This window comes from Enterobacter sp. ODB01 (genome assembly GCF_001623605.1).
GTDB lineage: Bacteria > Pseudomonadota > Gammaproteobacteria > Enterobacterales > Enterobacteriaceae > Enterobacter > Enterobacter kobei.
The window spans coordinates 920,714-945,364 of record NZ_CP015227.1 but is presented as its reverse complement, the minus strand read 5'-3'; the positions used below and the strand labels follow the sequence as shown (position 1 = coordinate 945,364).

At 56.1% G+C, this 24,651-nt stretch carries 18 protein-coding genes; 7 read left to right on the top strand and 11 right to left on the bottom strand.

Translation table 11 applies throughout. The features are described from left to right. Positions 1 to 4: 4 nt before the first annotated feature. Positions 5 to 4,465, bottom strand: a complete 4,461-nt coding sequence (gene gltB / locus A4308_RS04495) for a glutamate synthase large subunit (protein WP_045268617.1) — start codon at positions 4,463 to 4,465, stop codon at positions 5 to 7. A 686-nt stretch (positions 4,466 to 5,151) separates the two neighbouring features. On the opposite strand from gltB, the gene A4308_RS04490 reads away from it, so the two are divergent. Continuing rightward, on the top strand, positions 5,152 to 6,093 hold the full coding sequence (locus tag A4308_RS04490) for a TIGR01212 family radical SAM protein (RefSeq protein WP_096217858.1): 942 nt from the start codon (positions 5,152 to 5,154) through the stop codon (positions 6,091 to 6,093). Here the strand turns inward: A4308_RS04490 and A4308_RS04485 are convergent. After that, entirely contained in the window at positions 6,073 to 7,575 is a 1,503-nt protein-coding gene (locus A4308_RS04485) for a helicase HerA-like C-terminal domain-containing protein (RefSeq protein WP_045281404.1), read from the bottom strand. The two genes, A4308_RS04490 and A4308_RS04485, sit on opposite strands and share 21 nt — an antisense overlap. Before the next feature lie 137 nt (positions 7,576 to 7,712). Between A4308_RS04485 and A4308_RS04480 the strand changes: the two genes are divergently transcribed. Beyond that, the gene (locus tag A4308_RS04480) at positions 7,713 to 9,353 is read left to right on the top strand and encodes a dihydroxyacetone kinase subunit DhaK (RefSeq protein WP_045134764.1); all 1,641 of its coding nucleotides are present in this window, start codon (positions 7,713 to 7,715) and stop codon (positions 9,351 to 9,353) included. 43 nt (positions 9,354 to 9,396) lie between these two features. On the opposite strand, the gene ahr is transcribed toward A4308_RS04480, so the two are convergent. The 5 genes from ahr to pepA all read right to left on the bottom strand — a co-directional run bounded on the left by ahr (position 9,397) and on the right by pepA (position 16,055). Continuing rightward, complete coding sequence (gene ahr, locus A4308_RS04475) at positions 9,397 to 10,416, bottom strand: NADPH-dependent aldehyde reductase Ahr (protein WP_045281405.1); 1,020 nt, start codon at positions 10,414 to 10,416, stop codon at positions 9,397 to 9,399. An 83-nt stretch (positions 10,417 to 10,499) separates the two neighbouring features. Further along, positions 10,500 to 11,003: a GNAT family N-acetyltransferase gene (locus A4308_RS04470; protein ID WP_014885406.1), complete on the bottom strand. Its 504-nt coding sequence runs from the start codon at positions 11,001 to 11,003 to the stop codon at positions 10,500 to 10,502. A 123-nt stretch (positions 11,004 to 11,126) separates the two neighbouring features. Then, on the bottom strand, positions 11,127 to 13,982 hold the full coding sequence (locus tag A4308_RS04465) for a valine--tRNA ligase (RefSeq protein WP_014885405.1): 2,856 nt from the start codon (positions 13,980 to 13,982) through the stop codon (positions 11,127 to 11,129). Beyond that, a complete protein-coding gene (gene holC / locus A4308_RS04460) occupies positions 13,982 to 14,425 on the bottom strand; it encodes a DNA polymerase III subunit chi (protein ID WP_014885404.1) in 444 nt (147 codons plus the stop codon). The genes A4308_RS04465 and holC overlap by 1 nt, the downstream gene beginning before the upstream one ends. 118 nt (positions 14,426 to 14,543) lie before the next feature. Then, positions 14,544 to 16,055: a leucyl aminopeptidase gene (gene pepA / locus A4308_RS04455; RefSeq protein ID WP_014885403.1), complete on the bottom strand. Its 1,512-nt coding sequence runs from the start codon at positions 16,053 to 16,055 to the stop codon at positions 14,544 to 14,546. A gap of 266 nt (positions 16,056 to 16,321) precedes the next feature. Between pepA and lptF the strand changes: the two genes are divergently transcribed. From lptF to mtgA, 5 genes are all read left to right on the top strand, one after another. Then, the gene (lptF, locus tag A4308_RS04450) at positions 16,322 to 17,422 is read left to right on the top strand and encodes an LPS export ABC transporter permease LptF (protein ID WP_014885402.1); all 1,101 of its coding nucleotides are present in this window, start codon (positions 16,322 to 16,324) and stop codon (positions 17,420 to 17,422) included. Beyond that, on the top strand, positions 17,422 to 18,504 hold the full coding sequence (lptG, locus tag A4308_RS04445) for an LPS export ABC transporter permease LptG (RefSeq protein WP_014885401.1): 1,083 nt from the start codon (positions 17,422 to 17,424) through the stop codon (positions 18,502 to 18,504). Before lptF ends, lptG begins: the two co-directional genes overlap by 1 nt. Before the next feature lie 135 nt (positions 18,505 to 18,639). Further along, positions 18,640 to 20,973 (top strand): aerobic respiration two-component sensor histidine kinase ArcB, encoded by a 2,334-nt coding sequence (gene arcB / locus A4308_RS04440; protein ID WP_014885400.1) that lies wholly within the window; start codon positions 18,640 to 18,642, stop codon positions 20,971 to 20,973. Positions 20,974 to 21,205: 232 nt separating this feature from the next. Continuing rightward, positions 21,206 to 21,859, top strand: coding sequence for an isoprenoid biosynthesis glyoxalase ElbB (gene elbB / locus A4308_RS04435; RefSeq protein WP_045281406.1), 654 nt, complete (start codon positions 21,206 to 21,208; stop codon positions 21,857 to 21,859). Continuing rightward, positions 21,856 to 22,581: a monofunctional biosynthetic peptidoglycan transglycosylase gene (mtgA, locus tag A4308_RS04430; RefSeq protein WP_045281407.1), complete on the top strand. Its 726-nt coding sequence runs from the start codon at positions 21,856 to 21,858 to the stop codon at positions 22,579 to 22,581. The genes elbB and mtgA overlap by 4 nt, the downstream gene beginning before the upstream one ends. A 38-nt stretch (positions 22,582 to 22,619) precedes the next feature. On the opposite strand, the gene npr is transcribed toward mtgA, so the two are convergent. The 4 genes from npr to hpf form a co-directional block, all read right to left on the bottom strand. Then, the gene (gene npr / locus A4308_RS04425) at positions 22,620 to 22,892 is read right to left on the bottom strand and encodes a PTS phosphocarrier protein NPr (RefSeq protein ID WP_003861872.1); all 273 of its coding nucleotides are present in this window, start codon (positions 22,890 to 22,892) and stop codon (positions 22,620 to 22,622) included. Then, positions 22,889 to 23,743 (bottom strand): RNase adapter RapZ, encoded by an 855-nt coding sequence (gene rapZ / locus A4308_RS04420; RefSeq protein WP_014885397.1) that lies wholly within the window; start codon positions 23,741 to 23,743, stop codon positions 22,889 to 22,891. The genes npr and rapZ overlap by 4 nt, the downstream gene beginning before the upstream one ends. Positions 23,744 to 23,788: 45 nt before the next feature. Next, complete coding sequence (ptsN, locus tag A4308_RS04415; RefSeq protein ID WP_063308475.1) at positions 23,789 to 24,280, bottom strand: PTS IIA-like nitrogen regulatory protein PtsN; 492 nt, start codon at positions 24,278 to 24,280, stop codon at positions 23,789 to 23,791. Between the two features lie 82 nt (positions 24,281 to 24,362). Further along, entirely contained in the window at positions 24,363 to 24,650 is a 288-nt protein-coding gene (gene hpf / locus A4308_RS04410) for a ribosome hibernation promoting factor (protein WP_014171818.1), read from the bottom strand. Between the last annotated feature and the right edge of the window lies 1 nt (position 24,651).

The following is a 24,651-nucleotide window of genomic DNA, read 5'->3' as shown; positions in this document are numbered from 1 at the left end:
TTCCTTACTGCGCCTGCACGCGCAGCTCTGCTGCGCTACGACTACGGTGACCCAACAGGGCTTTAACATCGCTGGACTTCGGTTTAACCAGCGCAAATTTCGCTGAGAACGCCGGCCAGTTCGCCAGGATCTCTTCGCCGCGCGAAGAACCGGTATGCTGCACGTGTTCGGTAATCAAACCGCGCAGGTGTTCTTCATGGATAGCCAGCGTATCAACGTCCAGCACTTCCACCAGTTCCGGGTTCACGCGTTTGCGGAACTCACCGTCTTCATCCAGGACGTAGGCAAAACCGCCCGTCATGCCTGCGCCAAAGTTCACGCCGGTTTTACCCAGAACGCAAACAATCCCGCCCGTCATGTATTCACAACCGTTATCGCCAATGCCTTCCACCACGGTGATGGCACCGGAGTTACGCACCGCAAAACGCTCACCCGCACGGCCCGCGGCGAACAGACGACCGCCGGTCGCGCCGTACAGACAGGTGTTACCGATGATGCTCGCTTCGTGGCTGCGGAAGGCAGAGCCGACCGGAGGGCGCACTGCCAGCAGACCACCCGCCATGCCTTTACCGACGTAGTCGTTGGCGTCACCGGTCAGGTACAGCTCAACGCCGCCTGCGTTCCACACACCGAAGCTCTGACCCGCAGTGCCGCTGAAGTGCGCGGTAATCGGATCCGCTGCCAGCCCCTGGTCACCGTGCGTTTGCGCGATATAACCGGAGAGCGACGCGCCTACAGAACGGTCGGTGTTGCGGATATCAAACCAGAACGTCTTGCTCTGCTTCTCGTCCACATACGGTTTCGCCTGATGCAACAGCTGCGCATTCAACACGCCATTGTCAAACGGTGGGTTGTTCTCGGTACAGTACACCGCTTTGCCTGGGTGTGGCTGCGCGGTTTCCAGCAGCTTGCTGAGCTCCAGCTTCTGCTGCTTCGCCGTGAAACCTTCCAGCTCTTTCAGCAGGTCGGTACGGCCAATCAGATCCACCAGACGCTTCACGCCCAGCTGCGCCATCAGCTCGCGGGTTTCCCGGGCGATGAAGTCAAAGTAGTTGGTCACTTTGAACGGCAGCCCGTGATAGTGGTTCTTACGCAGCTTCTCATCCTGGGTCGCCACACCGGTTGCACAGTTGTTCAGGTGGCAAATACGCAGGTATTTACAGCCGAGCGCCACCATTGGGCCTGTACCGAAGCCGAAGCTTTCCGCACCGAGGATCGCGGCTTTGATGATGTCGAGGCCAGTTTTCAGGCCACCGTCCACCTGAAGTCGGATCTTATGACGCAGACCGTTCGCCACCAGCGCCTGCTGGGTTTCCACCAGGCCCAGCTCCCACGGGCAGCCCGCGTATTTCACGGAGGAGAGCGGGCTTGCACCGGTACCGCCGTCGTAGCCGGCGATGGTAATGAGATCCGCATAAGCTTTCGCCACGCCGGTGGCGATGGTGCCCACGCCCGGTTCGGAAACCAGCTTCACGGAGATCATCGCTTTCGGGTTGACCTGTTTCAGGTCGAAAATCAGCTGCGCTAAGTCCTCGATAGAGTAGATATCGTGGTGCGGTGGCGGGGAGATCAGCGTCACGCCCGGCACCGAGTAGCGTAGTTTGGCGATGTACGGGGTAACTTTATCCCCCGGCAGTTGACCGCCTTCGCCCGGTTTCGCACCCTGAGCGACTTTAATCTGAATCACGTCGGCGTTGACCAGGTACGCAGGCGTCACGCCAAAACGACCGGATGCTACCTGCTTGATACGGGACACTTTATTGGTGCCGTAACGCGCCGGATCTTCACCGCCTTCACCGGAGTTGGAGTTACCGCCGATGCTGTTCATGGCTTCGGCCAGCGCCTCGTGGGCTTCCGGGCTCAGTGCGCCGATGGACATTGCCGCGGTGTCGAAGCGTTTGAACAGCTCGGAAGCAGGCTCAACGTCGTCAATGCTGACCGCTTCATCACCCGGATTCAGGGCAATGAGATCGCGCAGCGTCGCCGCCGGACGGTTGTTCACCAGCTCAGCATACTGCTGATAATCGCTGTATTCACCGCTCTGCACCGCCTGCTGCAGCGTGCGCACCACGTCCGGGTTATAGGCGTGGTATTCACCACCGTGAACGTATTTCAGCAGACCGCCTTGATCCAGCGGCTTACGTGCCAGCCAGGCACGTTTGGACAGGTTCACCAGATCCTGCTGGAAGTCAGCAAAACCGGCTCCACCGATACGGCTAACCACGCCCTGGAAGCAGAGATTTGCCACGTCATCATGCAGGCCGACCGCTTCAAAGAGCTTCGAACAGCGATAAGAGGCAATGGTCGAGATGCCCATTTTGGACATGATCTTGTACAGGCCTTTGTTGATGCCGTTACGGTAGTTCAGCATCACAGTACGGTAATCTTTGTCGATCGCGCGGGTATCCACCAGACGGGCCAGCGTTTCGTAGGCCAGGTACGGGTAGATCGCCGTCGCGCCAAAACCTAACAGCACGGCAAAGTGGTGCGGGTCGCGGGCGCTGGCGGTTTCAACAATAATGTTGGCATCGCAGCGCAGGCTCTTATCCACCAGACGCGTCTGGATAGCACCCACCGCCATTGGCGCAGGCACCGGCAGACGGTTTTTCGCGATATTGCGGTCAGACAGCACCAGCAGAACGGTACCGTTACGCACCATCTGTTCGGCTTTGTCACACAGCGCATTCACCGTCTCTTCGAGGCTCGCGTCGTTCACGTCAAACGTAATGTCGAGCGTGTCGGCGCGGTAGTGCTCCTCGGTCATGGTGGTGAGCTGTTTGAAGTCGGAGTACAGCAGGATCGGCGATTTAAAGGTCAGACGGTGCGCCTGGCCTTCGGCTTCGCAGAAGACGTTCATCTCGCGACCGATGCTGGTGGCCAGGGACATCACGTGGGCTTCACGCAGCGGATCGATTGGCGGGTTAGTAACCTGCGCGAACTGCTGGCGGAAGTAGTCATAAATGATGCGTGGCTGGCTGGAGAGCACGGCAAATGGGGTATCGTCACCCATGGAGCCGACTGCTTCCTGGCCGTTTTCACCGAGCACACGGATAACCGAGTCCAGCTCTTCCGCGCTGTAGTTAAACTGTTTCTGGAAACTTGCTAGCGTATCGTCGTCCAGCTCGCGGCTGCCCACTTCTTCGTCCGACAAATCTTCAAACGGCACCAGACGACGCACGTTCTTCTCCATCCACTCTTTGTATGGATGACGGCTCTTCAGATCGTGATCGGTTTCGGCAGAGTGCAGGATGCGCCCACCGCGGGTGTCAATAACCATCAGCTCGCCCGGACCGACGCGGCCTTTCTCGACCACTTCATCAGGCTGGTAATCCCAGATACCGACTTCAGAGGCACAGGTGATGAGCTTGTCTTTTGTGATGACGTATCGCGCCGGACGCAGACCGTTACGGTCCAGGTTGCAGGCGGCAAAACGACCGTCGGACATAACGATGCCCGCCGGGCCGTCCCACGGCTCCATGTGCATGGAGTTAAAGTCGAAGAAGGCGCGCAGCTCAGGGTCCATATCCGGGTTGTTCTGCCATGCCGGTGGCACCAGCAGACGCATGGCGCGCACGATGTCCATCCCGCCCGCCAGCAGCAGCTCCAGCATGTTGTCCATGGAGCTTGAGTCCGAGCCAGTTTCATTCACGAACGGCGCAGCGTCGTGCAGGTCAGGGATCAGTGGCGTCTGGAACTTATAAGTACGGGCGCGAGCCCACTGGCGGTTACCGGTGATGGTGTTGATCTCGCCGTTGTGCGCCAGATAGCGGAACGGCTGCGCCAGCGGCCAGCGTGGAACGGTGTTGGTGGAGAAGCGCTGGTGGAACAGGCAAATGGCCGATTCCAGACGCAGGTCCGCCAGGTCCAGGTAAAAGCGCGGCAGATCAGCCGGCATACACAGACCTTTATAGATATTGACCAGGTTGGAGAGGCTACAGACGTAGAACTCTTTATCGTCCTGGAGACGTTTTTCAATGCGGCGACGGGCGATAAACAGGCGGCGTTCCATATCGCGCGGACGCCAGCCCGCAGGCGCGTTAACAAAAATCTGCTCAATACGAGGCAGTGAGGAGAGGGCGATTTCACCGAGCACCCCTTCGTTGGTTGGCACATCGCGCCAGCCGACAATCGACAGGGTTTCACGCTGAAGTTCTTCTTCGACGATGCGGCGTGAAGCGGCAGCCTTTTCAGGATCCTGGTTCAGGAACAGCATACCGACAGCGTAGTTTTTGGCTAAACGCCAGCCGCGCTCTTCCGCAACGATACGGAAGAAACGATCCGGTTTTTGCAGCAGCAGGCCACAACCGTCGCCGGTTTTACCATCAGCAAGGATGGCGCCACGGTGCTGCATACGGGCCAGTGCGTGAATAGCGGTACGCACTACCTTGTGGCTAGGTTCGCCTTCTATGTGGGCGATCAGGCCGAAACCACAGTTATCCTTCTCAAGGGATTTATCGTACAACATATCAGTGAACCTCCCCAGGCTCGTCGGGCTTCTCTCTGAACTTTACCGTGGCGCACAGGCGCAGAAAGAGCATGGCGACGGGGTTTGCGCTTCATACGCGTACCTCGCATTCGCCCTCTTTTCATCCTTTCGCGCAGGTAAACAAGTTTGAGGACTTGCTTCAGAGGGAATCTCAATTACTGCATAAATATGATGAGCAGGCCGCTCATCCAGAAAGCTTCCAGCGGATTTCCAACTTATCGGGAATTGGTACACAGGTCAAATGGCAATCTTATTTATCCAAAAATGTGCTAAAGAGTGACTATGTGTTTGTAAATAAAGGGTATTTAACTATTTTTACATTGATTAAAAGCCCTTGTAGACCGCAACGGAGTGTGATCTGTCTCACTATATGTAAGCGGTATTATCAACGTAGCGTGCTGAATAGTGGTTTTAACGCAGAACAATAATCTGGCATGGGTTCTAAACCCGCATAAAGTCACTGTTTTTCAGTGCTGGCGCTATAAATGAAAAAAACAATCAGAACATAAGGAAAAGTAATCACAGGTGGTGTGAATGAAACTGCAGTAATCCTGAGTATTTATTCATATAGATAAAGGCCGTCCAGGGCGATTGATCCAGGTCATCGCCGACAGAGGCTAAAAATGGCAGGCTTGTCCCCTTTCTTCGGGACGGTCTATCAGATTATGCAGTTACAGAAATTAGTCAATATGTTTGGTGGGGATCTTTTGCAGCGCTACGGGCAAAAGGTTCACAAGCTGACGCTGCACGGCGGTTTTAGCTGTCCGAATCGCGATGGCACCATCGGGCGCGGTGGCTGCACTTTCTGTAACGTGGCCTCCTTTGCTGACGAAGCTCAGCAGCATAAATCTATTGCAGAGCAGCTCGCACATCAGGCCAGCCGGGTTAACCGCGCAAAGCAGTATCTGGCCTATTTCCAGGCGTACACCAGTACCTGGGCGGAAGTGCAGGTGCTGCGGTCCATGTATCAGCAGGCAGTCACGCAGGCGAACATTGTGGGGTTGTGCGTCGGTACGCGTCCGGACTGTGTGCCGGAGGCGGTGCTGGACTTGCTCAGCGAGTATAAGGAGCAAGGCTACGAGATCTGGCTGGAACTGGGCTTGCAGACCGCGCATGACAAAACCCTGCACCGCATTAACCGTGGCCATGATTTCGCCTGTTACCAGCGCACCACACGCCTCGCGCGCGCGCGTGGGTTGAAGGTCTGTTCACACCTGATTGTCGGTCTCCCTGGCGAAGGGCAGCAGCACGGCCTGGAGACGCTGGAAAAGGTCGTTGAGACCGGTGTGGACGGTATCAAGCTGCATCCGCTACACATCGTTACGGGAAGCATTATGGCGAAAGCCTGGCAAGCGGGGCGGTTAAGCGGTATTGAGCTTGAGGACTATACGGTGACCGCGGGGGAGATGATTCGCCACACGCCGCCGGAGATTGTTTACCATCGCATCTCGGCCAGCGCCCGCCGTCCAACGCTTCTGGCACCGCTCTGGTGTGAGAACCGCTGGACGGGGATGGTGGAAATTGACCGCTATCTGCAGCAAAACGGCGTACAGGGTTCGGCGCTGGGGCGCCCGTGGGTTCCCCGTCTACCGGCGACGGCCGCCTAACAAACTCCCCAGCATGCCGCGTACAATCTGATTGGTGACCTGCCGCGCCGCGCTTTTCGCCATGGTTTGCACCACGCCGTCGCGTTTGCCGCCGCGCGGACCGGTGCTGCCAAACAGAATGTCTTTGAGTCCACCGAGAATGCCATCATCTACGGCGACGGACTGCCCTTTTGCGGCAGGGGCATCCTGGGACTCCGTTGTTGCCTGCACGCCTTTTTGCAGCATCTCAAACGCGGACTCGCGATCCACCTCGTCTTCGTACTTACCGTAAACCGGAGAATGGTTAATCAGGCCGTTACGTTCATCATCAGTGACGGGCCCCATACGCGAGCAGGGCGCAATCACCATCGCACGTTCCACGATGGATGGGCTGCCCTTCGCATCAAGGAACGATATCAGCGCTTCACCGGTGCCCAGCGCCTGAATGGCGGCTTCGGTATCAAAGGCTGGATTCGCACGCATGGTTTGCGCGGCGGCTTTCACCGCTTTCTGATCCTTTGGCGTGAAGGCGCGCAGGGCATGCTGGACGCGGTTGCCGAGCTGCCCGAGCACGTTATCGGGGATATCCGACGGATTTTGCGAGACAAACCAGACGCCGACGCCTTTGGAACGGATGAGGCGGATGACCTGTTCAATCTTATCCAGCAAGACCTGTGGGGCGTCGTTGAACAGCAGGTGCGCTTCGTCAAAGAAGAACACCAGCTTCGGTTTTTCCAGGTCACCCGCTTCGGGCAGCTGTTCATAAAGCTCGGAGAGCATCCACAGCAGGCTGGCGGCGTAGAGTTTCGGCATCTGGTAGAGCTTCTCTGAACTCAGAATGTTGATGATGCCTTTTCCACTGCTGTCGGTGCGCATCCAGTCTTTGATATCCAGCATCGGTTCACCAAAGAAGTGTTCGGCACCCTGTTGTTCCAGAGTCAGTAACCCGCGTTGAATCGCGCCGACAGAAGCGCTGCTGATATTGCCGTACTGGTTCTGGAAAGATTTAGCGTTATCCCCGATGTACTGGGTAATGGCCCGCAGATCTTTGAAATCAAGCAGCAGCAGCCCCTGGTCATCGGCGATGCGGAAGATAATATTCAGTACCCCGGACTGGACATCGTTAAGGTTAAGCAGACGGGCGAGCAGCAGCGGGCCGAGGTCGGAGACGGTGGCGCGGACCGGGTGGCCTTTCTCACCGAAGATATCCCATACCACCACCGGGTTGCCATGCGGCGTCCAGTCCGTGATGCCAATATTCTTCAGCCGCTCAAGCAATTTTTCAGAGGCGATACCCTCCTGAGCCACACCGGTTAAATCGCCTTTCACGTCAGCCATAAAGACCGGCACGCCAATCTCTGAAAGCGACTCCGCCAGCTTCTGCAGGGTGACGGTTTTCCCCGTCCCGGTCGCGCCGGTGATCAGGCCGTGGCGGTTCGCCATCGCGGGCAGCAGATACAGCTCTTTTTCCAGCGTCCGGGCAATTAACAATGGTGTACTCATAATGCGCTTCCTCTCTTAGTCCTGGGTGGAGTATAGGCAACCTGACGGCAAAATGGCTGAGTAAATTGCTGACTTTGCGGCGCATTATCCAGCGCGGACTATGCTTTTGCATACGGTTAACAAAATAGTGGGAAACTATGTCCAGATTCTTCTTTAACGATCGCAAACAGCTGGTCAACGATGCCATTGAAGGCATACTGCTTTCTGCGCCACACGCGAATCTCGTCAAACTCGATATTGATCCTGCCATCAGGATTGTCGCGCGCGGTGACTGGGACAAAAGCCGCGTGGCGGTGATCTCCGGCGGCGGCTCTGGCCACGAGCCCGCGCATGCCGGGTTTGTCGGCAAAGGCATGCTGACGGCTGCCGTCTGCGGCGATCTGTTTGCCTCGCCGAGCGTGGATGCGGTGCTGAATGCCATTGTCGCGGTCACGGGCGATCGCGGCTGTCTGCTGATTGTCAAAAATTACACCGGCGATCGGCTGAACTTCGGTCTGGCGGCCGAGAAGGCCAAACGTTACGGGCTGAAGGTCGAAATGGTGATTGTGGCGGACGATATCGCGCTGCCCGACAACAAACAGCCGCGCGGTATTGCCGGTACGGCGCTGGTGCATAAGATTGCGGGCTATGCGGCGGAGCAGGGGAAATCGTTGAGTGAAGTGCGGGATATTGCGCAACAGGCCTGCGATAACCTCTGGAGTCTGGGCGTGGCGATGCAAACCTGCAACCTGCCGGGCAGTGACGATGAAGAGGGACGCATTAAGCAGGGTCATGTCGAGCTGGGGCTGGGGATCCACGGTGAGCCGGGCGCTTCCGTTGTCGACACACAAAACAGCAAAGCGATTATCGACACGCTGGTGACCCCGCTGAAAGCGCAGGCGGGTGAAGGGCGCTTTGCGGTGCTGATTAACAATCTTGGTGGCGTATCGGCGCTGGAAATGGCGTTACTGACCAAAGAGCTGGCGCACTCGGCGCTGAAAGAGAGTATTGCTTATCTTATTGGCCCGGCCCCGCTGGTAAGCGCTCTGGATATGAAGGGTTTTTCGCTGACGCTGCTGAAGCTCAACGATCTGTTCGAAAAAGCGCTTCATGAAGAGGTGGAAACGCTGGGCTGGCAGAAACCCGTGGCGTTTGCGCCACTGCGTACCGTCGCACATAGTGCCATCCATGACCGCGTGGAATACACTCCGTCGGAAAACCCACAGGTCGAAAAGTCTGTCTCCTCGGTAGCCAGGACGCTGATCCAACTGGAAAATCGTCTGAACGCGCTGGATGCCAAAGTGGGCGACGGCGATACCGGCTCCACCTTTGCGCAAGGCGCGCGGGATATTGCGCAGCGTCTGGAGGAGCATGCGCTTCCGCTTGATGATGTCTCTAAGCTTCTGCTGCTGGTAGGGGAGCGGCTGGCAACGGTGATGGGCGGATCGAGTGGCGTACTGATGTCGATCTTCTTTACGGCAGCCGGGCAAAAGTTGCATGACGGAAAATCGCTTCCGGATGCGCTGCTGAGCGGGCTGGCGCAAATGAAGCAGTATGGCGGCGCGGATCTCGGCGATCGCACCCTGATCGATGCGCTACAACCGGCGCTGGAGGCGTTGCAGAAAAATGATCTTCAGGCAGCGGCGCAGGCAGCGCAGCAGGGGGCAGAAGCAACGGCAAAAATGGAGAAAGCAGGAGCAGGGCGCTCGTCGTATGTGAACAAAGAGAACCTGGATGGCGTGATGGATCCGGGGGCGGTTGCGGTGGCAGAAGTATTTAACGTATTGGCACAGCGGTAAAAGTAGGCCGGGTAAGGCGAAGCCGCCACCCGGCAAACTCACATCAAAAATCCGCTTTCAACACCACGCGATACCGGGCTTTCCCGTCGCGTACGTGCTGGATAGCTTCGTTAATTTTCGACATCGGATAAAGCTCGGTGGTGGGCGCCACTTTGGTGCGTCCGGCGAACTTCATCAGCTTGCGCAACTCGTACGGCGTACCGGTTGCGGAACCGGATACGCTGCGATCCCCGCCGATCAGGGTAAACGCCGGAACCGGCAGAGGCTTCATCACCGCACCCACGGTGTGGAAGTTACCGCCGTAGGCCAGCGCTTCAAAGTATGGCTGCCAGTTGAGATCGACGTTGACGGTGTTGATGATCAGATCAAACTGACCCGCCAGCGCCTTCAGCGCCTCAGGATCGCGGCTGTTCACCACTTTATCCGCACCCATCGCCAGCACTTCCTGTTCTTTTGCCGGGTTCGAGCTGAACGCCGTCACTTCACAGCTCATTGCGTGCAGCAGTTTGATGGCAATATGTCCCAGGCCGCCAATACCAATGACGCCTACGCGGCTGGTCGCAGTGACGTGGTGCATCAGCAGTGGTTTAAAGACGGTGATACCGCCACACAGCAGCGGACCGGCGGATTCAATATCAATGCTCTCCGGCAGGGGGATAACCCATTGCCAGTCGGCACGCAGTTTATCGGCAAATCCGCCTTTGTTCAGAATGGTTGGCACCGCGCCTTCAAGGCAGTTGATCTGGTTGCCGCTGATACAAGCATCACAATGACCGCAGCTGCGTGCCGTCCAGCCAATACCTACGCGCTGGCCGACCTTCAGCCCTTTGTCCTGGGCGGCGCTACCGAGCGCCGCGACGCGACCAATGACTTCATGCCCGGCAATCAGTGGATAGCTCGAGAAGCCCCATTCGTTGTCGATCATCGAGAGATCCGAGTGACAGATCCCGCAGTAATCAACCTGCACTTCGACGTCTTCTGCTTTTAGTTCGCCCGCATCGTATTCGTACAGCTCAAGTTCTGCACCCGCCTGCGGTGCGGCGTAGCTTTTTATCTTCGACATCGTGTTTCCCCCATTGTGGTGTGAACTGAGAGTGTAGAGCATTCAGTTTACGGCCGCTTAACAGAAGGGGGCAGGAACAAAATTTACAGATTTTTCAGCATTCTCACTTCGCAGTCGACGTGGCCCGTGCAGCCCAGCGGCGCATCGATATGCTCAAAGCCAAGATGTTCATACAGGCCGATGGCCTCTTTGAGGAAGGCGGTTGTTTCGAGGTAACAGCGCGTAAAACCCTGAGTACGAGCATGATCAAGGGCGAGCTGCGCCAGTTTTTTTGCCAGCCCTTGTCCGCGAGCGGACGGCAGGAAATACATTTTCTGTAGCTCACAGATGTCCGGCTCGCTGCAGCTCAGCGGCGCAACGCCGCCACCGCCTACTACCTGGCCGTCCTGCTCAATGACCCAATAGGCGTGGCCCGGTTGGCTGTAGAGCTGAAAAAGCTCGTCAAGATTGGGGTCAGCAACGGTATAGCCTTTATCCGCTGTCAGCCCATACTCCGCAGAAACGGTGCGGATAACGGTGGCAATAGCCGGATTGTCCTGCTCAGTGATCCGACGCATCGTCGTCGCGACGGGGGTAATCACGCTCATAGTATTACTCATGACAAAAATTGACACACAACTGCTGTTAATAGCACCGCAGAAAAGGGAGTGCAAGCGAGGAGTTTTCAGGAAGGGTACCCCTTACGCCCTGAAGCGTAAGGGGTAAAAGCATTACAGGGCAGCAATAACCGCCTGCTGCTCAATCAGCTTGGTCTTCGCATCCGCGAAGGCAACCAGACGTTCACGCTCTTTGGCAATGACCGCCTCCGGCGCACGGGCGACAAAGCCTTCGTTCGCCAGTTTGCTTTCGATTTTGCCAATTTCTACGTCGACTTTCGCCACTTCTTTCGCCAGACGCGCCAGCTCAGCATCTTTGTCGATCAGACCTGCCATCGGGATCAGCAGCTCGGCGCCGTCGATGATTTTGGTCACGGAAACCGGACCTTTGTCATCTGCAGGCAGCACGGTGATGCTTTCCAGACGCGCCATCGTTTTCAGGAAGGTGCTGTTCTCGTTCACGCGACGCACGGCAGCCTCGCTGCAGCCGCGCAGCAGCAGTTCCAGCGGCTTGCTCGGGGCGATGTTCATTTCTGCACGAACGTTACGCACGGCAACAATCGCCTGCTTCAGCCATTCGGTATCGGCAGCGGCGGCTTCATCAACGCGCGCAGCATCGAATTCCGGGAACGGCTGCAGCATGATGGTATCGGCATTGATACCTGCAATCACTTTCACGCGCTGCCAGATGGTTTCGGTAATGAATGGAATGACCGGATGCGCCAGGCGCAGCAGACCTTCCAGAACGGTAATCAGCGTGTTGCGCGTGCCGCGCAGCTCCGCTTCAGAACCGCCGTTCATCACCGGCTTCGCCAGCTCCAGGTACCAGTCGCAGAACTGGTTCCAGGTGAATTCATACAGAATGCCCGCTGCGATATCGAAGCGGTAGCTGTCCAGCGCCTCACGGAACGCTTTCACGGTCTGGTTGAATTCCGCCAGGATCCAGCGGTCCGCCAGGGACAGGGTCATCTCGCCGCCGTTGAAGCCGCAATCCTGATCTTCGGTGTTCATCAGCACGAAGCGGCTGGCATTCCACAGCTTGTTACAGAAGTTACGGTAACCTTCCAGACGCTTCATGTCCCAGTTGATGTCGCGGCCGGTCGAGGCCAGCGCCGCCAGGGTGAAGCGCAGGGCGTCGGTACCGTGAGACTCAATCCCGTTCGGGAACTGCTTCTCGGTGCGCTTGCGGATTTTCTCTGCCAGCTGCGGCTGCATCATGTTGCCGGTACGTTTTTCCAGCAGATCTTCCAGCGAAATACCGTCAACCATATCCAGTGGGTCGATAACGTTACCCTTGGATTTGGACATCTTCTGGCCTTCATCGTCACGGATCAGACCGGTCATGTAGACGGTATGGAACGGAACCTGAGGCTTGCCGTCTTCGTCTTTGATGAAGTGCATGGTCATCATGATCATGCGCGCAATCCAGAAGAAGATGATGTCGAAACCGGACACCATCACGCTGGTTGGGTGGAACTGACGCAGCGCGTCGGTGTTCTCAGGCCAGCCAAGGGTGGAGAAGGTCCACAGCGCGGATGAGAACCAGGTATCCAGTACGTCTTCGTCCTGACGCAGCGCAACGTCAGCGCTCAGGTTGTTTTCCTGACGCACTTCGTCTTCGCTGCGGCCAACGTATACGTTGCCTTCGTTGTCATACCACGCTGGGATGCGGTGACCCCACCACAGCTGACGGGAGATACACCAGTCCTGAATATCACGCATCCAGGAGAAGTACATGTTTTCGTACTGCTTCGGCACAAACTGGATGCTGCCGTTTTCAACCGCTTCCACCGCCGGTTTCGCCAGCACATCGGCACGGACGTACCACTGGTCGGTCAGCATTGGCTCGATAACTACGCCACCACGATCGCCGTACGGCACGGTCAGGTCGTGAGGTTTAATCTCTTCCAGCAGGCCGAGTGCGTCAACGGCAGCCACAATCGCTTTACGCGCGGCAAAACGTTCCAGTTTCTGGAATTCAGCCGGGATCTCGCTGGAGTAAACGTCAGATTCGTTGCCTTTGGTGTCGTACACTTCTGCGCTTTCACGGATATCACCGTCGAAGGTCAGAATGTTGATCATTGGCAGGGCGTGACGACGACCCACTTCATAGTCGTTGAAGTCGTGCGCCGGAGTGATTTTCACGCAGCCAGTGCCTTTTTCCATGTCGGCGTGTTCGTCGCCCACAATCGGAATACGGCGGTTTACCAGCGGCAGCACCACAAATTTGCCGATCAGATCTTTATAACGCGGATCTTCCGGGTTAACGGCCACGCCGGTATCGCCCAGCAGGGTTTCCGGACGGGTGGTGGCAACGACCAGATAATCTTTACCGTCTGCGGTTTTTGCGCCGTCGGCCAGCGGATAGCGGATGTGCCACATGGAGCCTTTCGACTCGCGGTTTTCAACTTCCAGGTCAGAGATGGCGGTACGCAGTTTCGGATCCCAGTTCACCAGGCGCTTGCCACGGTAAATCAGGTCTTCTTTGTACAGACGGACGAAAACTTCTTTCACGGCATTGGACAGGCCTTCATCCATGGTGAAGCGCTCGCGCTCCCAGTCCACGGAGTTGCCGAGGCGGCGCATCTGACGGGTAATGGTGCCGCCGGATTCCGCTTTCCACTGCCAGATTTTGTCGATGAAGGCGTCGCGACCGTAGTCGTGGCGGGTTTTTCCTTCTTCAGCGGCAATTTTACGCTCAACCACCATCTGGGTCGCGATACCCGCGTGGTCAGTCCCCGCCTGCCACAGGGTGTTTTTACCCTGCATGCGCTGGTATCGGATCATGGTGTCCATGATGGTCTGCTGGAAAGCATGTCCCATATGCAAACTGCCGGTGACGTTCGGCGGCGGGATCATGATGCAGAAGGACTCTTTGCTTTCGTCGCCGTTAGGCTTGAAATAGCCCTGCTGTTCCCAGTGCTCGTAAAGCGGCTGTTCGATATCGCGTGGGTTATATGTCTTTTCCATTATTTCCAGGTTGCCGTATTCAGGTTAAAACCAGCCAGGCGATACGCTTTATAGCGTTCGCGCGCCAGTTGTTTCAAAGATTCTTCGTAAGGGACAAAGTCTACCACTTCTGTGAAAGCGGTGGCAAAATCTGCAAAGTCTGCCCGCAGGCTAATGAGAATATCGCGCGCGCTGCTGTTGCGCTTTTGTGGCCAGGCGATCTCGACCGGGGCGCCACCGCGCGGACCTTCGCCCGACAGGTTATGCGGGACAAAACTCTCCGGTGGGCGGGCCCACAGGGCTTCATCAAGGCGAATCGCCTGCTGTTCATCTTCACAGGCAATCAGAACGCGTTTACCTGCGCGCCAACGTTCTGCGGCAATGTCACACACCAGCTGTTCGACGGCGCTGAGGCCATCCTGATGGGTGTCGTTGTCCAGAAGGTAGAACGTTGCATTCTTCATATATGGGGCTTCTTGTCGTGGATTTAAATGCAAAGCCGGGTGGCGCTACGCTTACCCGGCCTACGGTTGAGCGACGTTGTCGGCCGGGTAAGGCGAAGCCGCTACCCGGCGTTTTACATCACTCGTCGCCGTTAAAACCCGCACGATTGAGCAGGAACTGCGACAGCAGCGCCACCGGACGACCGGTGGCGCCTTTGGCTTTACCGGAGCGCCATGCGGTACCCGCGATATCCAGGTGTGCCCAGTTATACTTGCGGGTGAAGCGTGCCAGGAAGCAGCCCGCGGTGATAGCCCCGCCAGGACGACCGCCGATGTTCGCCATATCCGCAAAGTTAGACTCCAGCTGTTCCTGGTACTCGTCACCCAGCGGCAGACGCCATGCGCGATCGCCAGCCTGTTCAGATGCCCCGATAAGCTCGTGCGCCAGCGGATTGTGGTTCGACATCAGTCCGGTGATGTGGTGGCCCAGTGCAATCACGCAGGCACCCGTCAATGTGGCGACGTCAATCACCGCTTCAGGCTCGAAGCGCTCAACGTAGGTCAGCACGTCGCACAGCACCAGACGGCCTTCGGCATCGGTGTTCAGCACTTCAACGGTCTGGCCTGACATCGTGGTCAGCACGTCACCCGGACGATAGGCGCGTCCGCCAGGCATGTTTTCGCAGCCTGCCAGAACGCCGATCACGTTAATGGGCAGCTGAAGCTCCGCGACCATGCGCATCACGCCGTAAACCGCCGCCGCGCCGCACATGTCGTACTTCATCTCATCCATGCCTTCGGCAGGCTTGATGGAGATGCCGCCGGAGTCGAAGGTCAGGCCTTTACCGACGAGCACGACAGGGCGCGCATCTTCGGACGGGTTGCCCTTGTATTCGATGACCGACATTAAGGATTCGTTCTGCGAGCCGTTGCCGACCGCCAGATAGGAGTGCATCCCCAGCTCTTTCATCTGCTGTTCACCGATGACGCGAGTGATGACGTTTTTGCTGTAGGAGTCTGCCAGCTGGCGCGCCTGAGAGGCCAGATAGGCAGCGTTACAGATGTTCGGCGGCATGTTGCCGAGGTCTTTCGCCGCTTTAATACCGGCGGCAATCGCCAGACCATGCTGAATAGCGCGTTCGCCGCTGGTCAGTTCGCGACGGGTTGGCACATTGAAGACCATTTTACGCAGCGGACGACGCGGCTCGCTTTTATTGGTCTTCAGCTGATCGAAGCTGTACAGGCTCTCTTTTGCGGTTTCGACCGCCTGACGGACTTTCCAGTAAGTGTTACGGCCTTTAACGTGCAGCTCGGTCAGAAAGCAGACGGCTTCCATTGAACCGGTATCATTCAGCGTATTAATGGTTTTCTGAATGACCTGCTTATACTGACGCTCGTCCAGCTCGCGCTCTTTGCCGCAGCCAATCAGTAGAATACGCTCTGACAGGACGTTTGGAACATGGTGCAGTAACAGCGTCTGCCCAGGTTTGCCTTCCAGTTCGCCACGGCGCAGCAGGGCGCTGATATAGCCGTCACTGATTTTATCGAGTTGCTCGGCGATCGGGGAGAGTCGGCGTGGTTCAAAGACGCCCACAACGATGCAGGCACTCCGCTGTTTCTCCGGGCTACCGCTTTTTACACTGAACTCCATGCACTACGCTCCTGAATCTTAAAGACAACAGCGGCTGCTACGGATAGAATTGAAACCTTTCGTAACTCATGTCCGCTGTTGTGGTGACTTCGTGTTAATCTTACGTTACTACGGTTTCGACACGTCAGAAAAAGTCCTGAAGCGTGAATCCGCCGGATGTTTTAATCTTAGCGATGATTTCGACGACTCAAGAGAATAAATGACGTTTAAGCCATGAAACAAGCGATTTTCCAGCAAAGAGACGGGTTTTTACGGGCGTATTTAAAGTGATAATCATAAGATATCTGGTGCGGGAGACGCTCAAAAGCCAACTGGCGATCCTCTTCATCCTGCTGCTGATTTTTTTCTGTCAGAAGCTGGTTAAGATCCTCGGTGCGGCCGTTGACGGCGAAATTCCAACGAATCTGGTGCTTTCCCTGCTTGGTTTAGGGATCCCGGAAATGGCGCAGCTGATCCTGCCGCTGAGTCTTTTCCTCGGCCTGCTCATGACGCTCGGCAAGCTGTACACCGAGAGTGAAATCACGGTGATGCATGCCTGTGGCCTGAGCAAAGCCGTACTGGTGAAAGCGGCGATGATACTGGCGCTGTTCACGGGGATCGTGGCGGCAGTGAATGTGATGTGGGCGGGCCCCATGTCTTCTCGTCATCAGGACGAAGTGCTGGCCGAAGCGAAAGCGAACCCCGGCATGGCGGCGTTAGCGCAGGGGCAGTTCCAGCAGGCGACCGACGGTAACTCTGTGCTGTTCATTGAGAGCGTTGACGGCAGTAAATTCAACGATGTATTCCTGGCCCAGCTGCGACCTAAAGGTAACGCGCGTCCATCCGTCGTGGTGGCAGATTCCGGTCAGCTGGCGCAGAGTAAAGATGGTTCGCAGATTGTCACGCTGAATAAAGGCACTCGCTTTGAAGGCACCGCGATGCTGCGCGACTTCCGTATTACGGATTTCCAGAACTATCAGGCTATTATCGGCCATCAGGCGGTGGCGCTCGATCCGACGGATACCGAGCAAATGGATATGCGTACATTGTGGAACACCGACACCGACAGAGCGCGTGCGGAGTTCCACTGGCGTATTACGCTCGTATTCACCGTGTTTATGATGGCACTGATTGTGGTTCCGCTGAGCGTGGTGAACCCGCGTCAGGGGCGCGTGCTCTCTATGCTGCCAGCGATGCTGCTTTACCTGATCTATTTCCTGCTGCAAACCTCTATTCGCTCTAACGGCGCGAAGGGTAAGCTGGATCCTATGGTCTGGACGTGGTTCGTTAACAGCTTGTACATCTTACTGGCGCTGGGATTAAACCTGTGGGATACGGTGCCAGTGCGCCGCATACGTGCCCGGTTTTCGCGTAAAGGAGCCATCTAATGCAGGCGTTTGGCGTTCTTGACCGCTATATCGGTAAAACCATTTTTACCACCATCATGATGACGTTGTTCATGCTGGTGTCGCTCTCCGGCATTATCAAATTTGTCGACCAGCTGAAAAAAGCCGGGCAGGGCAGTTATGACGCGCTGGGCGCGGGGATGTACACCCTGCTCAGCGTGCCAAAAGATGTGCAGATCTTCTTCCCAATGGCGGCCCTGCTGGGGGCACTCCTCGGGCTAGGCATGCTGGCACAGCGCAGCGAGCTGGTGGTGATGCAGGCCTCAGGCTTTACCCGTATGCAGGTTGCGCTGTCGGTAATGAAAACCGCTATCCCGCTGGTGCTGTTGACCATGGCGATTGGTGAGTGGGTGGCACCGCAGGGCGAGCAGATGGCGCGTAACTATCGTGCTCAGGCGATGTACGGTGGTTCACTACTCTCGACGCAGCAAGGGCTGTGGGCGAAAGATGGTAAAAACTTCGTCTACATCGAACGGGTAAAAGGCGATGATGAACTGGGCGGCGTGAGCATCTACGCCTTCAATGACCAGCGCCGCCTGGAGTCAGTACGACATGCCTCTTCGGCAAAGTTTGACCCCGAACATAAGCAGTGGCGTTTGTCGCAGGTGGATGAATCTGACCTGACCGATCCAAAACAGATCACCGGTTCGCAGACCGTCAGCGGCACGTGGAAGACCAACCTCACGCCGGATAAACTCGGCGTCGTGGCGCTGGATCCTGATGCGCTCTCTATCAGCGGCTTACACAACTATGTGAAGTACCTGAAGGCGAGCGGGCAGGATGCCGGACGTTATCAGCTCAACATGTGGAGCAAGATCTTCCAGCCGATGTCCGTGGCGGTAATGATGCTGATGGCGCTGTCGTTTATCTTCGGTCCGCTGCGTAGCGTACCGATGGGCGTGCGCGTGGTGACGGGGATCAGCTTCGGCTTTGTCTTCTACGTTCTCGATCAAATCTTCGGACCGCTGACGCTGGTGTACGGTATCCCGCCGATTATTGGCGCGCTGCTACCGAGTGCCAGTTTCTTCCTGATCAGCCTCTGGCTGCTTTTGAAACGCTCCTGACAGACCTCTCCTCGCTTCCGGTTGACCGGGAGCGAGGCTAATCTCCTGTTTCACCCCGCACTTTTTCTCACAACCTTCCACGTCCTGCCCCGAATTTGAGTATTATTGAGCGATAAAGTCGTGAAGGGATCCTCTATGAAGCAAATTCGAATGCTTGCCCAGTATTACGTCGACCTGATGATGAAGCTTGGGCTGGTGCGTTTCTCCATGCTGCTGGCGCTGGCGCTGGTCGTTCTGGCCATTGTCGTGCAAATGGCCGTCACCATGGTTCTGCATGGCCAGGTCGAGAGTATCGACGTCATCCGCTCTATCTTCTTTGGCTTGCTTATTACCCCCTGGGCCGTCTATTTCCTTTCCGTCGTGGTTGAACAGCTTGAGGAGTCTCGTCAGCGCTTGTCAAAACTGGTGGATAAACTGGAGGAGATGCGCGAGCGCGATCTGAAACTCAACGTTCAGCTTAAAGACAATATTGCGCAGCTGAATCAGGAAATTTCAGATCGTGAGAAGGCGGAGGCGGAGCGTCAGGCCACGCTGGAACAGCTGAAAGTTGAAATGAAAGAGCGCGAGGTGACGCAGATCCAGCTTGAGCAGCAATCCTCTTTCCTGCGTTCGTTCCTGGATGCTTCGCCGGATCTGGTGTTCTACCGCAACGAAGATAAAGAGTTTTCCGGCTGTAACCGGGCGATGGAACTCCTGACCGGAAAAAGCGAGAAGCAGTTGATTCATCTGAAGCCGCAGGACGTTTACTCTGAGGAGGCGGCCGCCAAGGTCATGGAAACGGACGAAAAAGTGTTCCGCCATAACGTCTCGCTGACCTACGAGCAGTGGCTGGATTATCCGGATGGCCGCAAAGCCTGCTTTGAGATCCGTAAAGTGCCCTATTATGACCGCGTAGGGAAACGCCACGGCCTGATGGGCTTCGGCCGCGATATCACCGAGCGTAAGCGCTATCAGGATGCCCTGGAGCGCGCCAGCCGCGATAAAACCACCTTTATCTCCACCATTAGCCACGAACTGCGTACGCCGCTCAATGGCATTGTGGGGCTGAGCCGTATTCTGCTGGATACCGATCTCACTGCAGAGCAGGAAAAGTACCTGAAAACAATTCATGTCTCGGCGGTTACGCTGGGTAATATCTTCAACGATATTATCGATATGGATAAGATGGAACGCCGTAAGGTTCAGCTTGATAACCAGCCGATTGATTTCACCAGTTTCCTTGCCGATCTGGAAAATCTGTCTGGTCTTCAGGCGCAGCAGAAAGGGCTGAGGTTCGTCATGGAGCCCACCCTGCCGCTGCCGCATAAAGTGGTTACCGACGGTACGCGGTTGCGCCAGATCCTGTGGAACCTGATCAGCAACGCGGTGAAATTTACCCAGAAAGGGCAGGTGGCGGTGCGTATCCGCTATGACGCAGGCGACATGCTGCACTTCGAGGTGGAGGACTCCGGGATCGGTATTCCACAGGAAGAGCAGGACAAAATTTTCGCGATGTACTACCAGGTGAAGGACAGCAACGGCGGAAAACCTGCCACCGGGACCGGTATTGGCCTGGCGGTGTCTAAACGGCTGGCGAAGAGCATGGGCGGTGATATTACCGTTGCCAGCCAGCCGGGCAAAGGATCAACCTTTACGCTGACGGTGCATGCGCCAGCGGTGGCGGAAGAAGTTGAGGATACCTTTGAAAACGACGATATGCCGCTGCCAGCCCTGCACGTCCTGCTGGTGGAAGATATTGAGCTGAACGTCATTGTGGCGCGCTCTGTGCTGGAAAAACTGGGCAACAGCGTGGATGTGGCAATGACCGGTAAAGCCGCGCTGGAGATGTTTACACCGGGCGAATATGACCTCGTTCTGCTGGATATCCAGTTGCCGGATATGACCGGGCTGGATATTTCGCGTGAACTGACGCGTCAGTACGCGGCTGACGAACTGCCGCCGCTGGTGGCGCTAACGGCAAACGTACTGAAAGACAAAAAAGAGTATCTCGACGCCGGTATGGACGATGTACTCAGCAAGCCGCTGGCGGTGCCTGCTCTGACCGCCATGATCAAGAAGTTCTGGGATACCCGTGATGAAGAGGAGAGCACCATGACGTCTGTTGATAGCGCAAAAGCCCAAACGATACTCGATACCGCGATGCTGGAACAGTACATTGACCTGGTCGGCCCGAAACTGATTACCGACGGTCTGGCTGTGTTTGAAAAAATGATGCCGGGCTATCTGAGCGTGCTGGAGTCAAACCTGACGGCACGGGACCAGAAGGGCATCGTGGAAGAAGGGCATAAAATCAAAGGGGCCGCCGGCTCGGTCGGGTTACGCCACCTGCAGCAGCTGGGCCAACAGATTCAGTCGCCTGATTTACCCGCCTGGGAAGATAACGTGGGTGATTGGGTTGAAGAGATGAAACAAGAGTGGCAGAACGATGTGGCGGTGCTTAAAGCCTGGGTGGACGCCAGAAAAAAATGACCCCGGTTTAACCGGGGTGCGCGAATACTGCGCCAACACCAGGGAAATCGTGGCTGCGCCTGTTTTTAAACGTTATTTTCGAATGGGCGCCGCCTGAAAAATTTAGGCCGCACGCAGATAAGATAGCAAATCTTAAATGGTTTGTTACATGAATCAGTGAAATGTGTGAAGCATAGCGTTTTAATCAAAATTATTAATGTGCTTCAGCAAGTTGCAAAGAAGGATCGTCAAGATGAAAAAAATGGGTGTCGTCCTGAGCGGATGCGGTGTTTATGATGGCTCAGAGATACATGAAGCCGTAATTACCCTACTGGCCCTGGCAAAACAGGGCGCAGAGGTGATGTGTTTTGCGCCAGATAAAAATCAGGCGGATGTCATTAACCATCTGACCGGCGAGCCAATGGCCGAAACCCGTAATGTGTTGATTGAAGCCGCGCGTATTGCCCGGGGAGAAATTCGTCCGCTGGCCCAGGCAAATGCTGCTGAACTGGATGCGCTCATTGTGCCGGGTGGCTTCGGTGCCGCGAAAAATCTCAGCACTTTTGCTGCTGAAGGCGCGGCTTGCAAGGTGGACGCGGATTTAAAAGCGCTGGCGCAGGCGATGCATGCGGCGGGTAAGCCGCTGGGCTTTATCTGCATTGCACCGGCCATGCTGCCAAACATTTTTGATTTCCCGTTACGGCTGACAATCGGGACCGATATCGATACTGCTGAGGTCATCGAGGAGATGGGGGGCGAACACGTTCCGTGCCCGGTCGACGACATTGTCGTGGATGAAGAGAACAAAATCGTCACCACGCCCGCGTACATGCTGGCGCAGAATATCGCGCAAGCGGCTGAGGGTATTGAAAAACTGGTAGCCCGGGTACTGGTGCTGACGGCATGAGCCGACAGTCTTCCGCAGGAAAATGGGTGAAATACCTTCTTTTGCGCATCGTACTCGTGCTGGCGGTGTTCTGGGGAGGCGGACTGGCCGTGTTCAGCATTTTGCCAGTACCGTTTTCAGCCGTTATGGTTGAGCGTCAGCTCAGCGCGTGGTTCTCCGGTGATTTTGGCTATGTCGCGCATTCTGACTGGGTGAGTACGGACGAGATCTCACCGTGGATGGGGCTGGCAGTCATCGCGGCGGAAGATCAGAAGTTCCCGGAGCACTGGGGGTTCGATGTGGCCGCGATTGAAAAGGCGCTTGCCCATAACGAACGCCATGAAAATCGCGTGCGCGGTGCGTCTACCCTGTCGCAACAGACGGCAAAAAATCTTTTCCTGTGGGATGGCCGAAGCTGGGTGCGAAAAGGGCTGGAAGCGGGGCTGACCCTGGGAATGGAAACAGTCTGGAGCAAAAAGCGCATTCTGACCGTCTATCTCAATATTGCCGAGTTTGGGGAGGGGGTATTTGGTGTCGAAGCTGCATCACAACGCTATTTTAATAAACCTGCCAGCAGGCTAAGCATGTCGGAGGCCGCGCTGTTAGCCGCTGTACTGCCTAATCCTCTTCGCTTTAAGGCCAGTGCCCCATCAGGCTACGTGCGAAGCCGTCAGGCGTGGATCATGCGCCAGATGCGTCAGTTGGGAGGGGAAGGGTTTATGGAGAACAATAAACTCATGTAGGGCGGGTAAGCGCAGCGCCACCCGCCAGAATGGCAGACCTAATCTTCGTCAAACCCGGCATTAAACAGCGCAATCACCGCCGCCAGCGCTTCCTCTTCCTGAGGGCCGGTGGCTTCGACCTCAATCTGGCGCCCTTTGGCAGAATCCAGCATCAGCAGGGCGATAACGCTGTTCGCTTCCGCTTCGGTGCCTTCATCATTGCGCAACAGAACTTCTGCATCAAAACCCTGCATCAGCTCAAACAGTTTCATCGCCGGGCGTGCGTGCATTCCCAGCTTGTTGGTGATCTCAACGGTTTGTTTTACGGTCATGTTTTACGTTTTTCCAGCGTGCGATGACGGGACTGAACGTTCTTGCCGCGCGAGCGGAAATAGTCGGCCAGCTGTTCGGCAATGTAGACCGAACGATGTTTACCGCCGGTACAGCCAATCGCCACCGTCAGGTAGCTACGATTGTTTGTCTCCAGCATAGGTAACCATAGCTCAAGGTAGCTTCGCGTCTGGTAGATAAAATTGTGAACTTCTGTGTGCCTGTCGAGGAACGCCGCTACGGGTTTATCCAGGCCGGTCATAGGACGCAGTTTAGGATCCCAGTGCGGGTTCGGCAGGAAGCGCACGTCGAAAACATAGTCCGCATCAATCGGAATACCGTGCTTAAAGCCAAAGGATTCGAACACCATCGTCAGTTCGCGCTCGCGTTTGCCCAGCAGGCGGGTACGCAGCATTTCCGCCAGTTCATGAACGGACATCTCTGAGGTATCGACAATCAGGTCGGCGCGTGAACGCAGCGGTTCCAGCAGATCGCTCTCTTCGTCGATGGCGCTTTCCAGCGAGAGATTTTTACTGGAAAGCGGGTGCAAACGCCGGGTATCGCTGTAGCGGCGGATCAGGGTATTGCGATCGGCATCGAGAAACAGCAGCTGAGGCGAGAATGCGTCAGGCAGGTTACTCATTGCCTGCTCGAAGATTTCAGGCGACTCGGGCATGTTACGAACGTCGATACTGACGGCAGCAGAGGTTTGTCTCTCCGCCAGGGTACGCGCCAGATCGGGCAATAACACCACCGGCAGGTTATCTACGCAGTAAAAACCCATGTCTTCCAGCGCGCGCAGGGCAACGGATTTCCCCGACCCTGAACGACCGCTGACAATCATCAGCACCATGTTCCGTTTCTCCTCAGGACAACAGATGTGAAGGCCATCTCCTGGTTACGCGTCATCCTGATTGCCTTCTGCTTCAGTGATAATCTGATAAAGCTCTTCATCACTTTGGGCTGAGCGCAGTCGACGGCAGATGGTTTTATCGGCCAGACGTTTAGCGACCAGCGAAAGCGTGTGTAGATGGGTTTTGGTCTGGTCGGCAGGAACCAGCAGCGCGAAGAGGAGATCGACGGGCTGATTATCAATGGCATCAAAGGCAATTGGCGTTTCCAGTTGCACAAACACACTGACGGCACGCAGGGTGTCCTCTTCCAGTTTGCCGTGCGGGATCGCGATGCCGTTGCCGATACCGGTACTGCCCATCTTTTCACGGGTCAGGATCGCTTCGAACACCACCTGCGGCGGCAGGCCCAGCTGTTTTGCAGCCAGTTCACTGATGATCTCCAGCGCACGTTTTTTGCTCTGGCAGTGAACGGCACTGCGGGTACATTCCTGGTTAAGGACATTGCTCAGTTGAAGAGCGGAATCGTTGTTCATCATAATTTCACCTAAGCGCTAACTGTACAAATGGCCTGTTGTTTTTCACAACAGGCCGTCCTGCACCCGTTAACTGCCCGGACAATTAGTGTTGTTTCAGTTTATCTTTATGTTTATTGAGCTGTCGCGCAAGCTTATCAATCAAGCCGTCGATAGCAGCGTACATGTCTTGCCCTTCCGCACTGGCATGGAGTTCACCCCCGTTTACATGCAGGGTCGCATCCGAGATATGAGTCACTTTCTCCACTTTCAACACAACGTAGACCTGGTTGATCCTTTCGAAATACTGCTCGAGTTTCGCGAACTTAGCGTTCACAAAATCACGTAAGGCCTCAGTAATCTCGACATTGTGTCCTGTGATATTGAGCTGCATA